General features: G+C 69.6%; 22 protein-coding genes. 6 read left to right on the top strand and 16 right to left on the bottom strand.

Features of this window, described 5'->3' with window-relative positions:
- Together ACFVYF_RS03370 and ACFVYF_RS03365 are read right to left on the bottom strand one after the other, a co-directional pair.
- Entirely contained in the window at positions 1 to 354 is a 354-nt protein-coding gene (locus ACFVYF_RS03370) for a hypothetical protein (protein WP_389450008.1), read from the bottom strand.
- A gap of 139 nt (positions 355 to 493) precedes the next feature.
- Entirely contained in the window at positions 494 to 1,273 is a 780-nt protein-coding gene (locus ACFVYF_RS03365; protein ID WP_389450005.1) for a GntR family transcriptional regulator, read from the bottom strand.
- Positions 1,274 to 1,291: 18 nt separating this feature from the next.
- Between ACFVYF_RS03365 and ACFVYF_RS03360 the strand changes: the two genes are divergently transcribed.
- The gene (locus tag ACFVYF_RS03360; RefSeq protein ID WP_389376797.1) at positions 1,292 to 1,759 is read left to right on the top strand and encodes an NUDIX hydrolase; all 468 of its coding nucleotides are present in this window, start codon (positions 1,292 to 1,294) and stop codon (positions 1,757 to 1,759) included.
- Positions 1,760 to 2,085: 326 nt separating this feature from the next.
- Here the strand turns inward: ACFVYF_RS03360 and ACFVYF_RS03355 are convergent, their stop codons facing one another.
- Positions 2,086 to 3,075, bottom strand: a complete 990-nt coding sequence (locus ACFVYF_RS03355) for an HNH endonuclease (RefSeq protein ID WP_389450001.1) — start codon at positions 3,073 to 3,075, stop codon at positions 2,086 to 2,088.
- A 508-nt stretch (positions 3,076 to 3,583) separates the two neighbouring features.
- Between ACFVYF_RS03355 and ACFVYF_RS03350 the strand changes: the two genes are divergently transcribed.
- Entirely contained in the window at positions 3,584 to 4,210 is a 627-nt protein-coding gene (locus ACFVYF_RS03350) for a hypothetical protein (RefSeq protein ID WP_389449998.1), read from the top strand.
- A 275-nt stretch (positions 4,211 to 4,485) separates the two neighbouring features.
- Here the strand turns inward: ACFVYF_RS03350 and ACFVYF_RS03345 are convergent, their stop codons facing one another.
- The 6 genes from ACFVYF_RS03345 to ACFVYF_RS03320 form a co-directional block, all read right to left on the bottom strand.
- Positions 4,486 to 4,749: a tyrosine-type recombinase/integrase gene (locus ACFVYF_RS03345; RefSeq protein WP_389449995.1), complete on the bottom strand. Its 264-nt coding sequence runs from the start codon at positions 4,747 to 4,749 to the stop codon at positions 4,486 to 4,488.
- Positions 4,750 to 5,221: 472 nt separating this feature from the next.
- The gene (locus ACFVYF_RS03340; protein ID WP_389449992.1) at positions 5,222 to 5,488 is read right to left on the bottom strand and encodes a DUF6959 family protein; all 267 of its coding nucleotides are present in this window, start codon (positions 5,486 to 5,488) and stop codon (positions 5,222 to 5,224) included.
- 378 nt (positions 5,489 to 5,866) lie between these two features.
- Positions 5,867 to 6,307 carry a VOC family protein gene (locus ACFVYF_RS03335; RefSeq protein ID WP_389449989.1) on the bottom strand — a complete coding sequence of 147 codons (441 nt, stop codon included), beginning with the start codon at positions 6,305 to 6,307 and terminating at the stop codon, positions 5,867 to 5,869.
- A gap of 736 nt (positions 6,308 to 7,043) precedes the next feature.
- A complete protein-coding gene (locus ACFVYF_RS03330) occupies positions 7,044 to 7,385 on the bottom strand; it encodes a hypothetical protein (RefSeq protein WP_389449985.1) in 342 nt (113 codons plus the stop codon).
- A 396-nt stretch (positions 7,386 to 7,781) separates the two neighbouring features.
- A complete protein-coding gene (locus ACFVYF_RS03325) occupies positions 7,782 to 8,693 on the bottom strand; it encodes a ketopantoate reductase family protein (RefSeq protein ID WP_389449982.1) in 912 nt (303 codons plus the stop codon).
- A 67-nt stretch (positions 8,694 to 8,760) separates the two neighbouring features.
- Positions 8,761 to 9,531: an MBL fold metallo-hydrolase gene (locus tag ACFVYF_RS03320; protein ID WP_389449979.1), complete on the bottom strand. Its 771-nt coding sequence runs from the start codon at positions 9,529 to 9,531 to the stop codon at positions 8,761 to 8,763.
- 71 nt (positions 9,532 to 9,602) lie between these two features.
- Between ACFVYF_RS03320 and ACFVYF_RS03315 the strand changes: the two genes are divergently transcribed.
- The gene (locus tag ACFVYF_RS03315; protein WP_389449976.1) at positions 9,603 to 9,833 is read left to right on the top strand and encodes a DUF2277 domain-containing protein; all 231 of its coding nucleotides are present in this window, start codon (positions 9,603 to 9,605) and stop codon (positions 9,831 to 9,833) included.
- 326 nt (positions 9,834 to 10,159) lie between these two features.
- Here the strand turns inward: ACFVYF_RS03315 and ACFVYF_RS03310 are convergent, their stop codons facing one another.
- On the bottom strand, positions 10,160 to 10,774 hold the full coding sequence (locus ACFVYF_RS03310; protein WP_389449973.1) for a DedA family protein: 615 nt from the start codon (positions 10,772 to 10,774) through the stop codon (positions 10,160 to 10,162).
- Between the two features lie 218 nt (positions 10,775 to 10,992).
- Between ACFVYF_RS03310 and ACFVYF_RS03305 the strand changes: the two genes are divergently transcribed.
- Entirely contained in the window at positions 10,993 to 11,283 is a 291-nt protein-coding gene (locus ACFVYF_RS03305; RefSeq protein WP_389449970.1) for a hypothetical protein, read from the top strand.
- A gap of 81 nt (positions 11,284 to 11,364) precedes the next feature.
- On the opposite strand, the gene ACFVYF_RS03300 is transcribed toward ACFVYF_RS03305, so the two are convergent.
- The 4 genes from ACFVYF_RS03300 to ACFVYF_RS03285 form a co-directional block, all read right to left on the bottom strand.
- Positions 11,365 to 11,820, bottom strand: coding sequence for a DoxX family protein (locus tag ACFVYF_RS03300; protein WP_389449967.1), 456 nt, complete (start codon positions 11,818 to 11,820; stop codon positions 11,365 to 11,367).
- 85 nt (positions 11,821 to 11,905) lie between these two features.
- Positions 11,906 to 13,834: an FAD/NAD(P)-binding protein gene (locus ACFVYF_RS03295; protein WP_389449965.1), complete on the bottom strand. Its 1,929-nt coding sequence runs from the start codon at positions 13,832 to 13,834 to the stop codon at positions 11,906 to 11,908.
- Positions 13,835 to 14,059: 225 nt separating this feature from the next.
- Positions 14,060 to 15,721: an alkaline phosphatase D family protein gene (locus tag ACFVYF_RS03290; RefSeq protein ID WP_389449962.1), complete on the bottom strand. Its 1,662-nt coding sequence runs from the start codon at positions 15,719 to 15,721 to the stop codon at positions 14,060 to 14,062.
- Between the two features lie 80 nt (positions 15,722 to 15,801).
- The gene (locus ACFVYF_RS03285) at positions 15,802 to 16,446 is read right to left on the bottom strand and encodes an HNH endonuclease family protein (protein ID WP_389449959.1); all 645 of its coding nucleotides are present in this window, start codon (positions 16,444 to 16,446) and stop codon (positions 15,802 to 15,804) included.
- A gap of 471 nt (positions 16,447 to 16,917) precedes the next feature.
- On the opposite strand from ACFVYF_RS03285, the gene ACFVYF_RS03280 reads away from it, so the two are divergent.
- Together ACFVYF_RS03280 and ACFVYF_RS03275 are read left to right on the top strand one after the other, a co-directional pair.
- On the top strand, positions 16,918 to 17,499 hold the full coding sequence (locus ACFVYF_RS03280) for a TMEM165/GDT1 family protein (protein WP_389449956.1): 582 nt from the start codon (positions 16,918 to 16,920) through the stop codon (positions 17,497 to 17,499).
- A 338-nt stretch (positions 17,500 to 17,837) separates the two neighbouring features.
- Positions 17,838 to 18,497, top strand: a complete 660-nt coding sequence (locus ACFVYF_RS03275) for an HAD-IA family hydrolase (protein WP_389449953.1) — start codon at positions 17,838 to 17,840, stop codon at positions 18,495 to 18,497.
- Between the two features lie 333 nt (positions 18,498 to 18,830).
- Here ACFVYF_RS03275 and ACFVYF_RS03270 read toward each other — a convergent pair whose 3' ends face one another.
- Positions 18,831 to 19,232: a hypothetical protein gene (locus tag ACFVYF_RS03270; RefSeq protein ID WP_389449950.1), complete on the bottom strand. Its 402-nt coding sequence runs from the start codon at positions 19,230 to 19,232 to the stop codon at positions 18,831 to 18,833.
- Between the two features lie 227 nt (positions 19,233 to 19,459).
- On the bottom strand, positions 19,460 to 20,461 hold the full coding sequence (locus tag ACFVYF_RS03265) for an ArsR/SmtB family transcription factor (RefSeq protein ID WP_389449947.1): 1,002 nt from the start codon (positions 20,459 to 20,461) through the stop codon (positions 19,460 to 19,462).
- Positions 20,462 to 20,515 lie beyond the last annotated feature (54 nt).

Raw genomic sequence — 20,515 nt, 5'->3', positions numbered from 1 at the left:
TCAGGCCGCCTTGGACGCCGAGCCAGCGGCGGCGAGCGAGGTGACGGCGACCGCGCGGAAGGCGATCCCGTGCCGCTTCTGGCCGTTGAACTCGTTCTCCCACGCCGAGGCGACCAGGCCCGTGAGCGCGACGGAAGTGCCCATGGCCAGGTCCTCGGAGACGCCCGGCGCCGGAACGGTGAGCTTGAGGATCTCCACCTCGTCCGGTGTGGAGAACATGACCTCCACCGTCATCAGGGTGACGCCGTCCTTGTCGAGGGCGATCTCACCGGTTCGGCGGTCCTTGACCTTCGGCTGCGGAGCCTTGGCGACCATCACGGTCGCGTTCGTGGTGTCGACGGGAATCTGACGCACAGCGATTCACTCCTCTATAGAGGCTGGACTCCGTCACTCATGTACATGAGTGACATGAAGAAGAGTGCATGGCTCCTGTACATGAGTCAACCCGCCGCGAGAAAGAACTCGCGACGGGCTGAGGGGAGTTGAGGATGCGTCAGTCGACGGCCGGGATCCGATACTCGAAAACGAACTGGTCAGCGGCCATGAGCGTGTCGCAGACCTCTACCACGCGGCCCTCGGTCGTACGGGCCTCACGGATCAGGTGGATGACCGGGGCGCCAGGGCTGAGGGCCAGCTCGGAGGACTCCGCCTTGGAGGCCGGCCGCCCTTGCAGGGTCTCGACGAACTCCTCGAACTCGTGCCCGTGGTCTTCGAGTCGGGCGTAAATGCCGCCACCGCCGGGGTTCTCGGCGAACAGCTCGGGGATGTCCTTCACGACATCCCACGGCAGGTACGACGTAGCCGTCTCGACCGGCGTGCCGTTGCGGAAGTAGAGCCGTCGCCGGGCGAGCACCTGAGTGCCGGCGGGAACGCCCAACCGCTCCGCGGCATCCTCCGGGGCCTCCATCGGGCCGATGTAGAGGACGCTTACCTTGGCCGTGGCGCCGGACTGCACGGACTCGGCGAGATAGGCGGCCTTGCCACCCTGCCGAAGGGAGCGCCGGAAGCGGTCGGAGGACCGATGGCGCACAGGCGGCCGATCCTTCACGATCGAGCCCTTGCCATGCCGGGTCTCGACCAGCCCGCTCGCACGCACCTCGACCATGGCCTTACGGATCGTGCCGCCTGATACGCCGTAGCGGTCGACCAGCTCGGACTCACTGGGCACCATGTCGCCGGGCGCCAGGACGCCGGCCCGGATCTGCTGCACGATCTCGTCGGCGATCTGTACGTAGCGAGGTACGGACCGCTCACCTCCTACTGCTGTTCCCATAGTCCTTCTCTTCCTCCTATGCTCCTGCACATGAGTAACAGTGCCCAGGAAGGCGAGTCAACGCCGCTCCACTCCGTGTCCGTAGCCGGAGTGGTCATCGGCGAAGACGGCCGACTCCTGGCGATCCGCCGCGCGGACAACGGCACTTGGGAACTTCCCGGCGGCGTACTCGAACTCGACGAGACCCCCGAGGCCGGCGTCGCCCGCGAGGTATTCGAGGAGACGGGCATCCACGTTGAGGTAGACCAGCTCACCGGGGTCTACAAGAACACCACCAGGGGCATCGTCGCCCTGGTCTTCCGCTGCAAGCCCTCCGGCGGCACGGAACGCACGTCCAGCGAATCAACCGCGGTCGACTGGCTCACACCCGAAGAGGTCAGCGAGCGCATGGCCGAGGTCTTCGCGATCCGGCTCCTGGACGCCTTGGACGGCAACGGGCCTCACGTGCGGAGCCATGACGGGAAGAGCCTGATCGCAGCGCGGTAGAACTTTCCCTACTTCATCAAGGCCCGCGCACAGCGCGGGCGCGCGCCGCCTCTGCGGCGCGGCCTGCCTCCTGTCTGCGCCCCGGCTGACCGCGCCCGGCGGCGCGCTGCGTGCATGCGGGCAGAGGTAGAAAAAAACCCTCTCTGGCTGGGGCGGTCGGCTCCACGGCTTTAGGCAGCCACTTTGGGGCGAGCCTCGAAGATCATGGCCCCAACGTCGTGCTTTAACGGGCAGGTCCACAGACTGCCCGACTCGCGATGAGCTTACGGGGCCATGATCACTCGCCCCAAAGCAGCTCCCGCCCAAAGCCGCTCCGCCGACCTCCGTCATGGGCTGTCACGTATGACAGAGCTGCCGTTTCCCTTAATTCTCCGCAGAGCGATGTCGTAGGCCCAGGCGTAGGTGGAGGCCTTTTTGTCGATAGAGAAGTGTCGTCCCGTTGCAGTGTCCAAGACGCGGTGGAACTCATCCATAAGCTCCAGCCAATCGGCCTTCTTTAGATCGTTATCCGTCCAGCCGTAGAGTGACTTCAGTTCGCCCTTCGCAGCGGAGAAAAAAGGCAGAGACTCACGAGGCTCCTTCCCTATCTGGACATTATGCTTTCGGAGGAAGTCTTTCACTTCGTCGGAGGCGTCTACCCACTTGTCTGGACTGTCTCTGAGTTCGGCGTAGTCAATCCAGGCCCAGAAGCTCTCTGCATCTGCCACATCTGGGGCCTCGGCGTGATGCTCGGGGCATAGTAGTGCGAAGTTCCTGACATCCATGGAGCCTCCCAATGCGCTGGGTACTACGTGCGCCCGCTCCACAGGATTGCGCCAGCACACCAAGCAGGCGGCTTCCTCTAGGCCTAGATAGTCGGCAATCGCCCGAACCGTCGGCGCCGTCTTCCGAGTGACTGGTTTCTTCTCGCGAGGCTGGATGCCTAGGGATCCAGCGTCGTACCCGTACTTGCTGCCATCATCCGGATGGCTGATCTGCAAGACCTCCGGGATGTCATTGCGTTGCTTACCCGGATTCCGGACATGGTAGAGCGGAGTGTGAATCTCCGTTAGATAATCCCCGAGGAATCCGAGTGCAAAGTCCTTGATCAGTTCAAACGCGTCATGATCAAACCCGCCAGCCTCATTCCTGTGTCCCTGGATGTCGATGTAGAGAGAACGCGGGGCGCCGGGTGAACTCTTTTCTGCTTGCTTAATGCACTCGAAAATCCGAATGGCGCAGCGTTCGAAGTTTTCGTATACCTTCATGTCATGATAGATCGCTACGCCTTTTCGCTGCTTCTTTTTCCGTGTTTGCTGCCGCGTCTTCTTCGCCACAGCCCCCCCTGGGTTACGTCTTGATATGACACTGCCGAGCATGGCAGAAGGCACTGACATCGAGCAGACGATGTAGCCGAACCTGGCCCCGATGTGCTAAGGCGCCGCGGTCCCCGCTGGCATCCAACGCTGACGTCGACGACCCCGAATAGCAGCACCAACCGACAGCCATGTACGACCCCCGTAGTCGTGGTGGACGGAGACGGCACCAGGACGACAGCGAACTTACAAGGCGGCTGTCTCCCCAACGTACGAGCGCCCTCCCGGGCCGTCCTCGGGCCGTGGAAGGGCGCTCAATGGTGACCAACGTCGACAACTGCCGACAGCTCAGCAGCAGGTCACGGCGTTGATCGATAAGGCAGCCGCAGGTCACGGCCGCCCGTGATCAGTTGTGGCTGTTCTGGCAGCGGGTGCATTAGGTCGCGCGCTGGCCAGATCGCACCCTTGTGCGCCCTTCGTCTACGTGTCACACAGTTCAGAGGCGAGGCCTGGGGGAGGGGTGCGCTGCATGTCGGTGTTGGGTGGCTATCCGGTAGGACCGTCGGCCTGGGCCGTAGAGCGGTTTGGGCGGCATGCCGGCGGCCTTGCCGCTGCGGTTCCGAGGCAACTGGCCGAGGCGCACGGGAAGGCTCATGCCGCGCACCTTGCTGCGGGGCTGAAGAAGCGGAGTCCGTACGGCGTCGCCCTTGCAGGAGTGGTGCGCGAGAACCTGGCGGAGACGGCGCGGGAGCTGGGGGAAGCCGTGCGAGACGTGCGCGGGTACGAGTACGCGGTGATCAATGATCACGCACTCTTTCCGTTCCGTTACGCGGACAGGCCGAGGCCTCTGGACCGAGCCCGGCTGCCGGCGAACGCGTCGCCCACGCGGCACCGGCTGTTCCGGGCGCACGGGCCGCAGCCTCTGGAAGGCCTGTTCGACGTTGACGAGGACTTGGCGACCGAGGAGTACCTGGGGCTGCACGAAGTCTTCGAGGAGCTGGGAGCGTCCACCAGGCTGGTCTGTGTGTTCTTCACGGCCGATGCCGAAAACGGCATCCATGCCATCCACTGGGGAGACGCGCACCTCGAACCCGACCGCACCTTCACATGGCCCTACAAGGAACAGCTCCCGATCGCTCCCACGCACCTGAGGTGACGGAGGGCAGAGTCGTGGCCGTGGATGCCCGTGCCACAGCCGTGCCACATCGTGCGGTCAACCACGGTCAACGACGGCTCACCACAGTCGAGATGCGCCGTTCGCCTGGGCTGCCGCTACAACTGGACTGACCTGGAAAAGGGTCCCACCCGTCATCTCCGCCCTTACAAGGCGGATGTCGGCGGTTCGAAACCGTCCGCGCCCACCAGGCAAAAGACCCCCAGCCGATCATGGCTGGGGGTCTTTGACGTCCAGGTCTGACATCAGTGCCTGAGCTACTCGCGCTGCAGTCGACGCGTGAGCAGCCGGTCCATGTGGCTGGCGGCCTCGCGCTGCGTGTCCTGGACGACGTGGGCGTACACGTTCATCGTTACGGCGATCTGGCTGTGCCCGAGGATCTCCATCACGGCGCGGGGAGCCACACCGGCCGCGGTGAGCAGGGTCGCGCAGCCGTGCCGGGCGCGGTGGACCCGGATGACTCGCAGGCCGGCGTTTCCGGCGATCCGCGTGAACGACCGATAGACGTTGCGGAGCGCCATGCGCTCATGAGTGTTGCGTGGTCACCTGTCGGCTATGTCGGGGAACACTTCCCACAACAGCGAGTCGTCCTCGTCGCTGGGGCGGCGGTAGCGGTCCAGCATGTGACCGGATTCCAGTGCGTCAGCGGTGTGGTGCATGAGCGACGGAAGCGATGCCCACATGGAGTGCGACGACAACAGGGAGGTGCCCTCTCTGTCGTGAGCGCCGATGCGTTCGCCGGTGCTCACGTACCGCACCGACCGCTTCTATCACCTTGCGGTAAGCAGCTTCCCGTGGCTCTCGCGTTGGCGCAGGGACTCTGCACGCGCTGCAATCCTCGCTTGCTCCCGGCTCGCCCGACCAGTAGCAACCGCTGCTGCAATCGTCCCCAGCGATCCTGCCAGCGCACCGGCGATCGCTGCTATCCCCTCGTTCATGGGGGCAAGTCTGCCGGTGAGCAGCATCGGCCAGGAACACCAGCGGCCCGACAGCTCAATACGGCCGTGATATCTCGTGCTCGCCCAACGCAGCCTCGTACCGCGCCAGCAGAGCATCCAGGTTCGCCAGAAGAAGGCCGGCGGAGTCCCGAGCTTCCTCCAGGTCGCCTCGCTCGCAGGCCTCCACCACCTCGGCAACGTCGCTGCGGAGGATGTGAAGGGCGTCGCCCTGTACCAGGATCCCGGGGAACTGCCTGCCGGGCATGCGAACCACGGCGTCGTTGCCGCCGTCTGTGAACAGCTCGGCCTCAATGCGCTCCATCGAACCATCCAACCTGACATCACCAGCTGACATCAACGACCGCGAACGTAGGCGGCCTTGAGCGATCACACACGTCATGCCGGTAGGACTGCAAGGGCCGTATCAGAGCCGCTCGATCGAACCTACAAGGCGGATGTCGGCCGTTCGAAACCGTCCGCGCCCACCAGGTTCGGGACATGAGAGAGGCGCAGGTCAGCGGGTAGGTGCCCGGGGACCTGGGCCTTGGTCCTTCTCGGCTGCGGTCACGGTCGTCGACGAGGTCCTGATGGACTGGCGCGGCCGGCACGGAGGAGGGGCCTGAGGGGTGCATCGGCTGGTGCAAGGGGGCGCCGCCGGTCGGGGCGGAGGTCAGTAATCGGGCAGATACTCCCGGGCTTCTCAGTGCAGTTGCTGGGCCAGTCCGACGATGATGCCCTCCGGGCCGCGGACGTAGCAGAGCAGATAGCTGTCCTCGAACCGGGCGATCTCGCCGACGAGTTCGGCGCCGTGAGGGCGCAGGCGGGCCACGGTGTCCTCGATGTCGTCGACGGCGAACATGACGCGGTGCGTGCCCAGAATGTTGTGCGGCTGGTTGCGCGGCCCGGCGCTGATCGCCGCGGGGCTGCGGTACCTCGCCAGCTCGAGCCGGCTGTGACCGTCCGGGGTCCGGACCATCGCGATGTCACAGCGGACGCCGTCGAGTCCGGTGCACTGGTCGGCGACGAGGCCCTCGACCTGCGCCCTGCCCTCCAGCTCCATACCGAGTTCCACGAAGAACGCGATGGCGGCATCCAAGTCCTCGACGACGATGCCGACGTTGTCCATCCGCTGAATCGCCATGCTGGCTTCTCCTTCTTCCTCGTGCGGCCGGTGGTGGCCGCTGATGTCCCTGGGACGGAGCCGGTGGCACGTTCTCGACATCCGCAGACCGCCGAACTCCGAAAAATCTGCATCGCGCCTCAGGTGAGATCCATCCGGATGCACCAACCCACCGCCGGCACGATGAGAATGGCTCCTACGAAGGCCCACACCGTGGTTGCCGCGCGTCGCTGCCTGACTGATGTGCAACCGTTTCTTGGCCTGGAAAGCCGGCCCGCACACGTCCGCCGACGGGCACACTGCCGCGATGAGGATGAGTGGAGACTTCGCGGCGACGATCGCGGCCGTGGCACCGATCGTGTTGCTGGTGGCGGCGGTTGAGGTGAACAACGCCCGACCGCGCATGACGGCGGCTCGGGCACACGGCGCGCGCTCAGGCGACGAGCCTGAAGCAGGTAGCTGAGGGCCCCGCTGCCTCGCACCGCCCGCTCTTCGAGGAACGGACACTGGACGGTTTCCTGATGCCCCCCGATCCGGACCATTCGTGGACCGAAGAGCGCCATCAGCCCCCTTCCGGCGCACTGAACTCGTTTTTGGGCATCCGTGGCTCCGCCTCGCCTCGCACCCCGGGGCCCGTATCCCGGGTCTCGTCCCTGCGTCCCGCTTCACGCGGAGACCCCCGGCCGATTGCGGTCAGGGGTCTCGGTGTTGAGGGGGATCGGGCCACCGTTCGGAACGGGGCGGATCCCTGGCGGGGTTACGGAGTTGGGGTCGGGTTCTCGTGGGCGTGCTTCAGGCTGCTTCGGGCGTCGACCTTCTCAGGGGTCGTGACGTTCTCCCAGAAGCGGTGGCAGGTGACGAAGACGGCGAGCTCGCGCTCGCGCCGGCGGAGCTTCTCCACTTCGGCCTGCTCGTCGGCCGTCCAGCCCGGGGACGCGGGGCGTTCCACCTTGCGCCAGCCGTGGATGTCGCTGAAGCCGTCCAGGGGCTCCACCGACCAGGGGAGCCGCTTGAGCAGGGCCAGGAGCTCCGCCCGGACCTGATGCAGCTCCTCCTGGCCGGCCAGGAGGTCACTCGGAAAGTCATAGGTCGCAGCCACGCGGCAATGGTACGCCTGTTCGATTTTGGGATGCGAGTTCCTTCGGGGACTTCACACGAACGAGTCTTCGGGCCGGGCGGTGGCCGCCATTCAGAGAGGGTGAAGGGCGCGAACGCCGAGGGCATTGCCCGGGCGGTGGACTCCACGCCGATACCGGTGGCGACACCGGTAAGCCCCGCGTATGAGGCCCCAGTTCGGCAGACGGAACCGGCTGGCGCGCTCGGGGGACCGACTCGCGGCACCCGATCGGTCCGTCGGCCGGCGCCTTTGCGGCACCGGCCGGCAACCTGTCACGTGGTCCCGGCCGGCAACCTGTCACGTGGTCCCGGCCGACCGGTCGCCATGCGGCACCGGCCGGCCGCTCGTCCTGCGGCACCGGCCAACGACCGGCCCGGCTCAACGCGTCTTCAGGGCCTCCACCAGCTCCCTCGCCGCCGGCGTCGGTACGCCGTGCCGGTCCGCCGCGCGTAGCAACGCGCCCCCGATCGCGTCGAGTTCCAGGGCGCGGCCCGCCTCGGCGTCGCGCTGCATGGAGGACTTGGTGTCCGGAGGGAACGCGTCGTAGCGGGCGAGTGCCTGAGCCGGGTCCGCCGGGGCGCCACAGGCTCGGGCCACGGCCGCCGTCTCCTCGACCAGAGCCGTCAACTCCGCGCGGTGGTGCGTGCGTACGTCACCGAGCGGGAGTCCGTAACGGGTCGTCAGCAGTGCGAACGGCGCCAGGAACGACATCTTCGCCCACAGCGTCGCCGTCTCGTCCTGCTGTACGCGGACCACGGGGCCGGCCGCCGCGAGGACCCCGGCGAGTGCGTCCAGGCGTCCGCGCGCCACCGTGTCGCCGGTCAGGTCGATCTCCGCGAAGGGGCTGCCGTGTTCGATCATCCCGGGGCCGGTGCGGGTCGACTCGACGCGGATGACGGCCGGTGCCACCCGGTCCCTGCCGTAGCGGTCGCGCAGGGCCGCCGGGTGCTCGATGCCGTTCAGGAACGGCACCACCAGGGCGGTCTCACCCAGCGCGGACGCCGGCACCCGGGCCAGGGCCGCGTCCAGCGCCGTGTGCTTGACCGTGATCAGGCACGCGTCGACCGGCTCGCGCAGTTCCGTGTCCGCCTCGACCACCGCGGTGAAGTCGCCGAAATGGGCGCTGCGCACGTGGATTCCGTCCGCGCGCAGCGTCCGTACGGTGTCGTCTCCCGCCAGGCAGATCACCCGGTGTCCGGCCCGGGCCACCAGTGCCGCCAGCAGCCCGCCTACGCCGCCGGGGCCCAGTACCGCCACCGTCAGCCGGTCCGCGGGTGGGGTGTTCGTCATGTCGGTTCGGTCCTCTCGTCGGTCGGCCCCGCAACGGTGGCCGCCTCGGCGTGGATGATGCCAGCCACTACAGCCGCGCGGACGCACCGGGTTCCAACAGGTGCAGCCGGTCGGCGAGTCCGGCCTGCGCGAACGCCTTCGTGAGGGTGCCGCCGTCCTGGGTGAAGTGGCCCCAGTGCTCGAAGTGCAGCGGTACGACGTCACGGGCGCCGAGGATCTCGGCGGCCTGGGCGGCGGCCTCGCTCGTGAGCGTCAGTGGGGCGTCCGGTACGAGCGGGGTGCGGGCCGCTCCCGCGAACAGGACGGCCACGTCGAACGGGCCCTGTCTGCGGGCGATTTCCCGTACGACGTCCAGCGACGCGTTGTCGCCGCTCACGTACACCTTGGGCAGGTCCTCGCCCGTCAGCACGAATCCGGTGACCTCGCCCACGAGGGGTTCTGAGCCGTCGGGGCCGTGCTGTGCGGGGACCGCGGTCACCCGCAGGGTGCGGCCGTCGGGGCGGCGGAGGCCGACGTGCTCCCAGGCGGGCAGGGCCCGTACGGGGGCGCCTATGCGGTCGTACGCCGATGCCGTCGACAGGGTCAGGGGTGCGGAGTCCAGGTACGTCCGGCCCGAGGTGTCGAGGTTGTCCGGGTGCTGGTCGTGCGAGAGCAGTACGGCGTCGACCGGGCCGATCTCCGTCGCCGGGAGGGCCGGGCCGGCCGTCTTCACCAGCTTGCGCGAGCCGATGGGGTACTCGCCGGGGGCGTCGAAGGTCGGGTCGGTCAGCAGCCGGAGGCCGCCGAGCGCGATCACGGCGGTGGGGCCGCCGACGTAGGTGATCTCCACGTTGGTCATGTTCTGCACAATCGGCGGGGTATCGGGGGTATTCCCGGGCCGGAACCGGGCGGGCGCGCGAGACTGGAGGTATGTGCCGCAGCATCAAGACCCTTCGTCCGCCCGTACTCCCCGAAGAGGCCACCGAGGAGGACATCCACGCCGCCGCCCTTCAGTACGTCCGCAAGGTCTCCGGCTTCCGTGCCCCGGCCGCCCACAACCGCGAGGTCTTCGACCGGGCGGTGGAGGCGGTCGCGGCGGCTACGGCGGAGTTGCTGGGTGGCCTGGAGGTGCGGGGAGCTTCGGTTTCGCGGGCGGGGTGACTCTGGCCGGCGTGCGCGTTTCGCTGGCGGGGGCGCCTTGAGCGGGGTCGGTTCGTTCTGTGCTCGCCCGGTGCCGGCGGGTGGGTGGTCGCCCAGCGCCGGTGGGTGGGTCGGGTCCGTGCCGGTACATCCGCCCGTCGCCCTACCGGCTGTGCTGTCTTCTGGGGGTGCTCGGTTGCCCGTCCTCACGCATGGCGACGGGCATGTGATGTACCGGCACGGCCCCTTCGGTGCGTGGGCGACTGCGGGTGCGTGGGGGGTGCGGGCGTGAGCGGCCCGCTGTCGCCGCCTCGCGCTCCGGGCAGCGGGGACCGGAAGCCGCAGGCCTAGTCCTGCAGGGCTGGGCGGCGGACCAGGAAGGCTGCGCCCGCGCCGGCGGCGAAGAGGGCGGCGACGGACACCGCCGTCGCGATCCACGTCGCGCCCAGCCACTGTCCGCCGAAGTAACCGAGGGCAACGCTGTACGCGGCCCACGCGACCCCCGCGAGGATGGACCAGGGGAGGAACTCCCGGACCCGCCGGTGCGCGGCGCCCGCGCCGAGGGAGACCACCGAGCGGCCGGCCGGCGCGAAGCGGGCGATCACGACGAGGGCGCCGCCGCCCCGCGACAGCGCTGCGCCGAGACGTTCCTGCGCACTGGTCAGCCGCCGGGAACGGGCGATCGCACGGTCAAGGCGCGCACCCCCGCGCCAGGCGAGGCGGTAGGCGACCAGGTCGCCGAGGACGGAGGCGGTGGCCGCGGACAGGGTCAGCGCCAGGATGTCGGGGACCTCGTGCGGCACTCCCGCCCCCGTCGCGGAGCCCGCCGCGGCCGCCGTTGCCGCCGTGATGACCAGGACGCCGCTGGGCAGGACGGGCAGGAAGACGTCCAGCAGTACGGATACGGCCACCACGACGTAGATCCATGGGCTGCCGGTCAGCGACCCCACACTCTCAAGCACTGAAAAACTCCCCTGAACTCCCCCGTGGGCACGACCACGCCGCGACGTCGGGGGGAGCGGCAGGGCGGCCTGTGACAGCCATACAGCGTACGCCTGGACCGTGCCGGGAGATCCACGGGGGGCTCATGTGTCCGCCACGAGATGTTCACCCGGCTGCGCCGTCAGAAGGGCGGACGACCCGGACATCCCGCACGAACGAAACGGACGAAACCGACGAAGTGAAGCCGGAGCACACGTACGGCGTCCATGTGCACCAGAAGCCGTGCGGCGCGAACCTGGCCGACGCGGGCGGGCCCTACCAGCACCGCAAGGACCCGGTCCAGCCGTCGACGGACCCCGAGCACGCGAACCCGGGCAACGAGATCTGGCTGGACTTCACCGCCGACCGGCGGGGCCGCGGCGGGGGCGGACGCCGGGCACGAGTGGGGGTTCCGGCGCGGTGGGGCCGCCTCCGTGGTGCTGCACGACCAGCCCGGCATGAGCGGCTCGCGCGTGGCCCGCCACCATGATCGACCGGACAGGTCCTAGTGGTTCGCAAGCGGCGGCGCCCGTCCCCCGGATGAAGGGGACGGGCGCCGTGGTGCGCTGGGTCAGGCCGCGACCGGGGTCTGCTCCGAGGGGGACTTGTCCTCGGCGGCCGGGGATGTACGGCTGCCGAGGAACCGGTCGGCGCCGAGCGCGCCGGAACCGGTGAAGACGAGCAGGAACATCGACCAGCAGAAGACGACGGAGAGTTCACCGCTGTTCTGGATCGGCCACAGGGCCTGCGACTGGTGCACGTCGAAGTACGCGTACGCCATCGAGCCCGACGAGATGAAGGCCGCGGCGCGGGTGCCGAGGCCCAGCAGTACGAGGGTGCCGCCGACGAGCTGGATCACGGCCGCGTACCAGCCGGGCCAGGTGCCGGCGGGGATGGTGCCGCCGCCCATCGCGCCACCGAGGACGCCGAAGATCGAGGCGGCACCGTGGCAGGCGAAGAGCAGGCCGACGACGATGCGGAACAGTCCGACGGCATAGGGCTGGGCTCTGTTGAGGTGTCCGGTCATGGTGGGGGACTCCTTCGGTCTGGCCGGTCCGGGAGCGGACCGGTCCTGGGGACGGAACCGAGTGAGCCGCCAACGTTAGGCGGACCTAATCAATGCTTGCAAGTTCAACATTAGGCCAAGGTTCCGCTTCCGCTTCCGCTTCAGACTCGGGCCCCGCCGCACGCAGAACCGCTCGCGCCACCGCATCCGCGTCCGAAAGGGTGACCGAATCCACCCCTGGCCGCGCCCCCGCCGCGGTCACCCAGTGCACCCCCTCCGTCGGCACGCCGAAGGCGAACCGGCGGGCGTGGGCGCGACCTTGACGGTTGATCAGACGGTAGGGGCGCGGTGTTACATCCAGGCCACCGGTTTCGTAACCGTCCACGGTGTGCGGCCGGCACTGGCCCGTCTTCAGCAGCCGGACGAGCAGCTCGTCGGCCGTCCGGCGCAGGTCCGCTTCCGGCAGCCGCGCCTCGACGAGCGTGGTCGCGCGTACCGCGGACCCCGGTACGTCGGGGGAGTGCGCGACCCACGCCCCGTCCTCGGCCCGCACCTCCAGGCGCGGTCCCACCACCGTCAGGACGCCCGCCTCGATCAGTGCGGCCATCTCCTCGATGCGCCGCCGGGGCGGGCCGATGGAGAGGAAGGCGTTGAGCGGGGTGTACCAGCGGTCCAGATGCTCCCGCCGGGAGGCGCCCGACAGCCCTCCGTGGTCCACGATCTGCCGCAGCTCGTTGCGGAGGTCGCGCAGTACGTCGAGAGCGGCCTTCAGCGGACCGTCCACATTTCCCAGCGCCGCCTGGGCCGCGTCCTCGCGGAGATGGGCGAGCAGCCAGTCGCGCCAGGTCTCCGGTCCCGCGAAGACCCGTCCGCCGTACGGGCGGGAGATCCGGTCCCAGGACCAGCGGTCGGCGTCCGGGATGCCGAACTCGTCGAGAAGCGCCGCCTCTTCGGGGCTCCGGTGCGCGGTGGCCGGGAACCGCTCCCGGAAGTCGGCCCGCCGCACGGCTCCTTCGGGGCCCAGGAGCCGCAACACGCCTTCGTAGTAGACCGTTTCGACCTCCTTCGCGACCAGGGGCCATATCTCGCCGAGGAAGTCGGGGGCGTCCCCGGATTCGGCCCGCTTGCGGAAGCGGGAGATCACCCCGTCCGTGAGGACGAGCGGGGTGTGACGGCCGTACGGGCCCTTCGCGTTGTCGCCGCGTGCCTGGTGGGGGATGCCACGCCGGGATCCGGCGTACAGCCGCGGCTCGGCGCCCGAGGGGCGGTAGCGCAGGCCCTGGCGGGTCCGGACGAAACGGCCGCCGCGGCCCGTGGTCAACAGGGCCATGTGGTCGAAGAAGTTGAGGCCGAGGCCGCGCAGCAGGACCGCCTCCCCGGGCGGGACGGGGGCGAGGTCGACGTCGGCCGGGTTGGCGGGCGGGACATGGCGCAGGCCGTGCCGGTCTGCGTACGCGGCCAGGCGCTGGTGCGCGGGGTCGGCGAGGACCGGCAGATGGCCCTGGGCGAGGACCACCGCGGACAGGTCCGCCAGGGTGTGGCCGGTGGAGAGGGTGACCGTCTGCCGGCCGTCCGGGGCGTCGTCGAGACGGACGGCGCGGGCCGGGTGCACCTCGACCCGGACGCCCTCCGGTGCGCGCTCGGTCACCTCGGCGAAGACCCATTCCAGATAGCGCCCGTACTGGGCCCGGGTCGGATAGTCGTCGGGGCCGACCTCGTCGGCGCCGGTCTCGGCGGCCCAGGTGTACAGGCTCGGCCCGGGGCGTATCGGGCCCGCGCACTCCACGCTCTCGTCGGTGAACAGCGTCACCTGGCAGGCCACCGTGTTCATCAGCAGTTCCGACGGCTGCGCGGTCCGCCAGACGCGGCCGGCACCGGGCGGCGACGGATCGATCACATGGACCGTGAGGCGCGCCCCGGGCGGGAGCAGCTCGGGTGCGGAGGCGCACAGGCGCTCCAGGACGCTGGTGCCACGGGGTCCCGCGCCGATCAGGGCGACGGAGACGTGTGCGGATTGCGCGGGTGCTGCAGACAAAGGTGTGACTCCCGGGCATGTGGGGCGCAGGGCAGCAAACCGCCTACTGGAAGCGGACGGTCCGCCTCATCATGCCGTCGTACGGTGCGCGAGCCGACCCCCGGTGCGGGTGATCGGCACCGGGTGTGGGATGCGTCACGAGCATCAGGGACAACGCGGGCAACAGGGGGACGGAAAGGGCTTATCGGGGCGCGAGAAGGGGTGGTCGGGGGGTGGGCAGGGGGCTCATCGGGTGTGAGGAGGGGGCTGGCGGGGCGTGAGCAGGGACTCCTCCACGGTCGTCAGACGGGGACTGCCACCGCGTACGGCCTGCGCCTGTTCGAGTCGCAGGGTCGCCTCCCGGCCGCGCATGGTCAGCGTCATCAGCTGGTTGCCGAACCAGGGGCCACCCGTCCGGCGCCAGTCCACGGCCGGACCGGCCGCCCGACCGTGCCGCAGGAGCCGGCGGCCGATCGCCCGCCCCAGTCCGCTCCAGCCGAAGCGGAAGCCGAGCCGCATCGTGAGGGGGATGGAGTTGTGGACCGGCGAGCAGGTCAGCTGGAGGACGCGGGCGTCGGGGGTGGCGTCGGCAGGCCATTGCGGCTCGGCGACGTACGCGTGATGGACGTCCCCGGACAGCACGCAGACCGTCGCCGGCGCCTGCGCCCCGGTCCCCGCCTCGGCGACCAGCCGCCCCAGCTCCTCGAACGACTCCGGGAACGCGGCCCAGTGCTCCAGGTCGGCGCCCCTGCGCACCCGTTCCCCGATCCGCGCCCACCGTGCCCCGCGCTCGCCCCGGCACAGGGCGGCGTTCCACGTCTCGGCGTCGTGAATGAGGTGGGGCAGCAGCCAGGGCAGCGAGGTGCCGATGAGCAGGTGGTCGTACGTCTCGCGGTGGTCCCACACCTGCTCCCGCAGCCACTCCGTCTCCCCGCTGTCCAGCATCGAGCGGTCGTCCTCCTCGAGGACCCGCGCCGCCCGTGAGTCGACCATCACCACGCGCACGCGCCCGAAGTCGCGGCGGTAGCTCCAGCGGACGGAGGACGGGTCGGTGTCGGACCGGGCGGCGTGGGCGCGCAGGATGTCCGTGCCGTCGGGTGTCTCGCGGACGGCGGCGTAGAGCGGGTCGGTGGCGAGCTCGGCGGGGGAGAGGTTGCCGAGGTGCTGATGGACCCAGTACGACATCAGGCCGCCGAGGATGCGCTCGCGCCACCACGACGTCTTCCGGATGTCGGCGAGCCAGGCGTCGCTCGTGTTCCAGTCGTCGATGATGTCGTGGTCGTCGAAGATCATGCAGCTGGGGACCGTGGACAGCAGCCAGCGGATCTCGGGGTCCAGCCACGATTCACGGTAGAGGTGGGTGTACTCCTCGTAGTCCGCGACCTGGGTGCCGGGGAGCTCGTCCAGTCCCCGGCGGCCGGCGATCCAGCGGCGGGTGGCCTCCGAGGTCTCGTCCGCGTACACCTGGTCGCCCAGCAGCAGGAGTACGTCCGGCCGCTCCGCCCCGTCGGCGGAGACGAGGCGCGCCGCCAGGGTGTCCAGCGCGTCCGGGCCCACCGGGTCCTTCTCGTCCCCGGGCGGGGCGGCCCAGCGGCAGGAGCCGAAGGCGACCTTCACGCTGTCCCCGTCCGGGGTCCGGATCGCCGGGGGCGGGAAACGCGAGTCGTCCGGCGGCCACACCGGGGTGCCGTCCAGCAGCACCTCGTACGCGGACTCCGTGCCCGGCGCGAGCCCCGTGACCGGCACCAGCGCGTAGTGATGGCCGCCGATCTGGAAGGTGCGGGTCTCCCCTCCGGCGCCTTTGGCGCACCGCACCTCGGCGGTGCACGGACGGCTCGTCTCGACCCAGACGGTCGCGGACGAGTCGTCGACATACCTCAGCAGGGGGCCCAGACGCAGCGCCGCCATGTCGATCACCTTCCTCCGTCGCCCCGTACGGTACGGAACGACGGAGGCCGGTGGGGAGGTTCCGGGCAAGAATCGGGTGCTCAGCAGCCGCTGAGCACCGAGGTCAGCTTGGACTTCTCCGCGGAGTCGACCGAGAGGTCGTAGTAGTACTTCACCTGGACCCAGGCGCGCACGTAGGTGCAGGCGTAGGCGGTGCGGGACGGCATCCAGGTGGCCGGGTCCTGGTCGCCCTTCGCCTGGTTCACGTTGTCCGTGACGGCGATGAGCTGCGGGCGGGTCAGGTCGTTGGCGAAGCCCTGGCGCTGTGCGGTGGTCCACTTGCTCGCGCCGGAGTCCCACGCCTCGGCCAGCGGCACGAGGTGGTCGATGTCCAGGTCGGAGGCGGCGGTCCAGGTCGCACCGTCGTAGACGGAGTACCAACTGCCGCTGGTGGAGGCGCAGGCGGAGTCGGTGACGACGTTCGTGCCGTCCCGCTTCAGGACCGTCTCCCGGGTGTTGCACGCGCCGCTGATGGTGATCCAGTGCGGGAACAGATCGCGGCTGTAGCCGGTACGGTCCTCGGTCGCCACGGTGAGGGAGGCGAGGTAGGTGCGGGCGGTGGCGGCGCTGACCGGCGTCGGCAACGCGGCGGAGGCGGCCGGGCTGTTGAAAATCCCGGCCAGGGCTATCAGACCCGTGACGGCGGCGAGTATGCTCAGCCGTCGACGCGCGTAGACCTTGGGCATGCGAACTCCCTTGCAGTGGGGTGCCGTTGGGCGAGCGAGCTCATGCTCCGGGCGGCGTGTTTCCAGCAGGTGTGCGTCGGGTGAGAACCTAGTGACGTGTTCATGACACAACAAGGTCCCTGACGGAACCTGTTACGGGAGGGGCCGGGTGCGGCACCCTGCACCTCCGCGTGCTGGGGTGGGTGACCGGTGGTCCGGGACCAAGGGCCCTCGCCGGTCCGTCCGGGCGTCCCGTACGATGGATGGCGCAGAAGGGGAGTAGCTCTTCGCCGGACCGTCGACATACTGCTCAGCTCGTCTGAGCCGGCGCCCGGAGGCAGGCCTCGTTCCAGAGGCCGGCCAGCGAGACCTTCGGCAAGCAGTGCACCGCCCGTGCGTCCTCGTGCGGGTGCCCGTGTGTGCTGCCGTGCCGAGGTGTCGCAGCGCAGTCACAGCACTCTCGGTGGGGCGGCCCCGACCGATTGAGGAATTTTGATCAGCTTCAGTGTGATGGCGCTCGTCTTCGGCGTCGTCTTCCTCGCCGAGCTGCCGGACAAGACCGCGCTCGCCGGACTCGTGCTCGGCACGCGCTACCGCGCCTCGTACGTCTTCGCCGGCGTCGCCGCAGCCTTCGCCCTCCATGTCGCGCTCGCCGTCGCGGCGGGCAGTGTGCTGACCCTGCTGCCGCAGCAGATCGTGCACGCGATCACGGGCGTGCTCTTCCTTGGTGGCGCCGCGGTGCTGCTGATGAAGAAGGACGAGGACGAGGGCGAGGTCCGCAAGCCCGAGAACCAGAGCTTCTGGAAGGTCTCGGGGGCGGGCTTCATGCTCATCCTGATCGCCGAGTTCGGCGATCTCACCCAGATCATGACGGCGAACCTCGCCGCCCGGTACGACGACCCGCTCTCCGTCGGCCTGGGCGCGGTCCTCGCGCTGTGGGCGGTCGCCGGGCTCGGCATCGTCGGCGGCAAGGCCCTGATGAAGCGGGTACCGCTCGAACTCATCACCAAGATCGCGGCCCTGCTGATGCTGGGGCTGGGGGTGTGGAGTCTGTACGAGGCGGTGGTGGGGTGAGCCGGGTTGGTCGGGTTGGTCGGGGTGGTCGGGGTGAGCCGGCTGGGCCGGGGGTCCGGTGGGTCTCGTTCGGGCCGGGTCGGTCCGGGTCGGGTCGGGTTCGGGCCGGTGCGGTTCGGGCGGGCTCGAACGGTGCTTGCCGGCCCGCTTCCGTCCGCTGTGAGGAAGCCCTGGTCGGCGGCGGTGGCGCCGAGGTCCCCTCGTTTTGTATCGTGAAGAAACAAAGTGGTTCCCGCCCGCACTCCCTGACCGGTGGGCGGGGCCACCTTGTTCCCCGGGGACGCCGTCCCACTGGACGACGCCTCCCGGCCCCCTATCCCGCGCCTTGGAGCCTGCTGATGACGGCCACCACCGTTCTGACCGCCCGCGCCCTCCTGCTCGACATGGACGGCACCCTCGTCAACTCGGACGCCGTCGTCGAGCGCTGCTGGCGGCGCTGGGCCGATCTGCACGGGCTCGACGGGGACGAGGTCATGAAGGTCGTCCACGGCCGGCAGGGCTACGCTTCGATGGCCGTCCTGCTGCCGCACCGGCCCATGGAGCAGAACCACGCCGACAACGCGCGCATGCTCGCGGAGGAGACCGCCGACATGGACGGCGTCGTCCAGGTGCCGGGGGCCGAGGACTTCCTCGCCTCGCTCGCCGGGCTGCGGCACGCCCTCGTGACCTCCGCGGACGTGGGGCTGTCCACCGCGCGGATGGGTGCCGCGGGGCTGGCGCTGCCGGACGTGCGGGTCACCGCCGAGTCCGTGGGGGCCAGCAAGCCGGACCCCGAGGGGTTCCTCAAGGGGGCCGCCGAGCTGGGGGTCGCGCCCGAGGACTGTGTCGTGTTCGAGGACTCCGGGGCGGGAATCGCGGCCGGGAAGGCTGCGGGGATGCAGGTCGTGGGGGTCGGGCCGCGGGCTGCGGTCCATGAGCCCGATGCGCTGGTGCACGACCTCACGCAGGTGCGGGTGGACGCCCTGGAGGGCGGGGAGATACGGCTGCGGATCGGCTGACGTCGATTCTGGGCCGGCTCGGGGGTTCCGGCCCCCGGGGACCCGGGGTGCGGCGCGAACCCGGAGACTGCAGCATGGTGCGGGCCGCATCCACGTTTCCGACCGGCGTCCGCGGTGCTGGTGAGCCCGGTGCACTCGCAGCGTGCCTTCCGAAAGGCTCGGTACACCCGAGCCCTGGCAGCCGTGACGCGGCTCGCCAGGGCACATGGGTGGACAGCGGTCAGCGGCTTTGCTCCTGTGCCCACGTCAGTTCTGCGCTGCCGTACGCGGCAGCGGCTGGACATCGACTCCGGACCGGTGGCGGTCGGTCAGCTGACAGGTTGCTGCGATGGGTCAGGGCCGGTTGTACTGCACGCACTTGAGTGGTTGCGCGTTCGCATCGTCAACACAGACGATGACAAACGCGGCCCCGCCGGGCACATCGGCAGGGACTGTGGTCTTGATCGGATACGTCACGTCGCACTGAGTGCTGGTGCTCCTGGAGTCGAGCCCGTTTGCAGCGGCGGTGTACGTGCCGAACCACGCCCGTCGGCAGCCGACGGCACGGAGTGTTCCGGTGGCCCCGACCGACCGGTTGTACCAAGTCAGGGTGCCGCGGGCGTAACTGGCCCCGTATGTGACGTCGAAAGCGGTGCTCGGGTAGGCGGCTGTCTGCGCGCCGGCGGCGGGAGCACCCAGCAAGGTGCCCGCGGTCAGCACGACGGAACCGACGGCGGCAGCGAGATGAGTCTTCATACGACCTCCAGAAGGGGATGAGCCGGTTGCGGCTTCACATCCTGGGCAGGTCGGTCACCTGCGGCCTATCTCTTAAGTCACGGCTTAAAGGGGGACGGGTGAGTCACGGCTTGAAGGGGGACGGGACGGCAGGCGCACCGCCTCACGTACCTCGGCACGAGTGTCCGGTGGCACCCGCGCCGGGCGGCACCGCGTGCACCGGTCTGGCGCCGGGGCGTCCTCGGACCTCACGGCTGTGTCACGGCACCGGTCTGCAGCAGGGCCACCCCGAGGGGGGTGATGAGGTGCAGCACGGACCCGCCTCGGCGGCTGGTGGTGATGAGGTCCGCGTTCCGTAGCACGGTCGCGTGCTGACTGGCCGCTGCGGCCGTGACGTTGAGACGGCGGGCCAACTCGCTCGTCGTGCAGCCCTCTGCTGTCACCTGCAGGGCGGCGGCTCGCGTGCGGCCGAGCAGAGACTCCAGGTTCCGCACGGCGGAGCCGTCCGCTTCTGCCGGGCCGGTGCCGGTCAGCGGCCGACGGAGAGCCGGCACGGTCAGTCGGGGTGGCTGGGCGGTATCCAGCGGGTCCCACAGAAAGCTCACCGGGTGCTTCGAGAAGACCGTGGGCGTGATGAGCAGTCCTCTGCCCCGCAGACGTACCTCAACTCGGCGCGGGTAGGGAGCTTCCAGCACCGGCGGACGCCAGCGGACCAGTGGTGCGCAGACCGAACGCAGCAGCAGATCGATTCCTCCCTCCAGCACCAGGTTCGCGAAACGGGTGGACAGCGCGACCAGTTCGGACCGCCCTCGATGCCAGAAGGGCTCCACGGTCAGCCGATGGCAGGCGCGCACGGCCTCGGCGAGCTCCCGCTGCGCGTCACGGTCGCCCTCGGACACCCGTTTGGCCCAGGGCAGGTGTCCGGGGTGGAAGTGGAGACCCTCGAACTCGCGTCGCAGCCGGGACGCCGGGGCGTGCAGCAGGTTGTCCACGGCGTGGTCCAGAGAGGGCACATCGCCCATCAGGGCCAGCAGATCAAGCCCGGGACCTCGCATCGGAACCAGGGACGTCAGGGGGCGCGTGTCGGCTCCCATCCGGCCCGCGACCGCCGACCGCCACGTGCGGAAGTGTGGAAGCTCCCGGTTCTCTCTCAGGAGCTCCAGGCTGTAGTAGACCTCCGCTGCCACGCCGATCGTGGTGGCCACTCGTATCCGGGCGAGGTCTTCCGTCGTGAAGTGAATGCGTAACACCGACCGGCCTCCTGCCACCGAGGGAGAGCGCGCGAGCGCACCCCAGCATGCCCC

Source organism: Streptomyces sp. NPDC058274, from assembly GCF_042881375.1.
In the GTDB taxonomy this organism is placed as follows: Bacteria; Actinomycetota; Actinomycetes; order Streptomycetales; family Streptomycetaceae; genus Streptomyces.
This window is presented reverse-complemented; position numbering and strand designations above follow the sequence as displayed.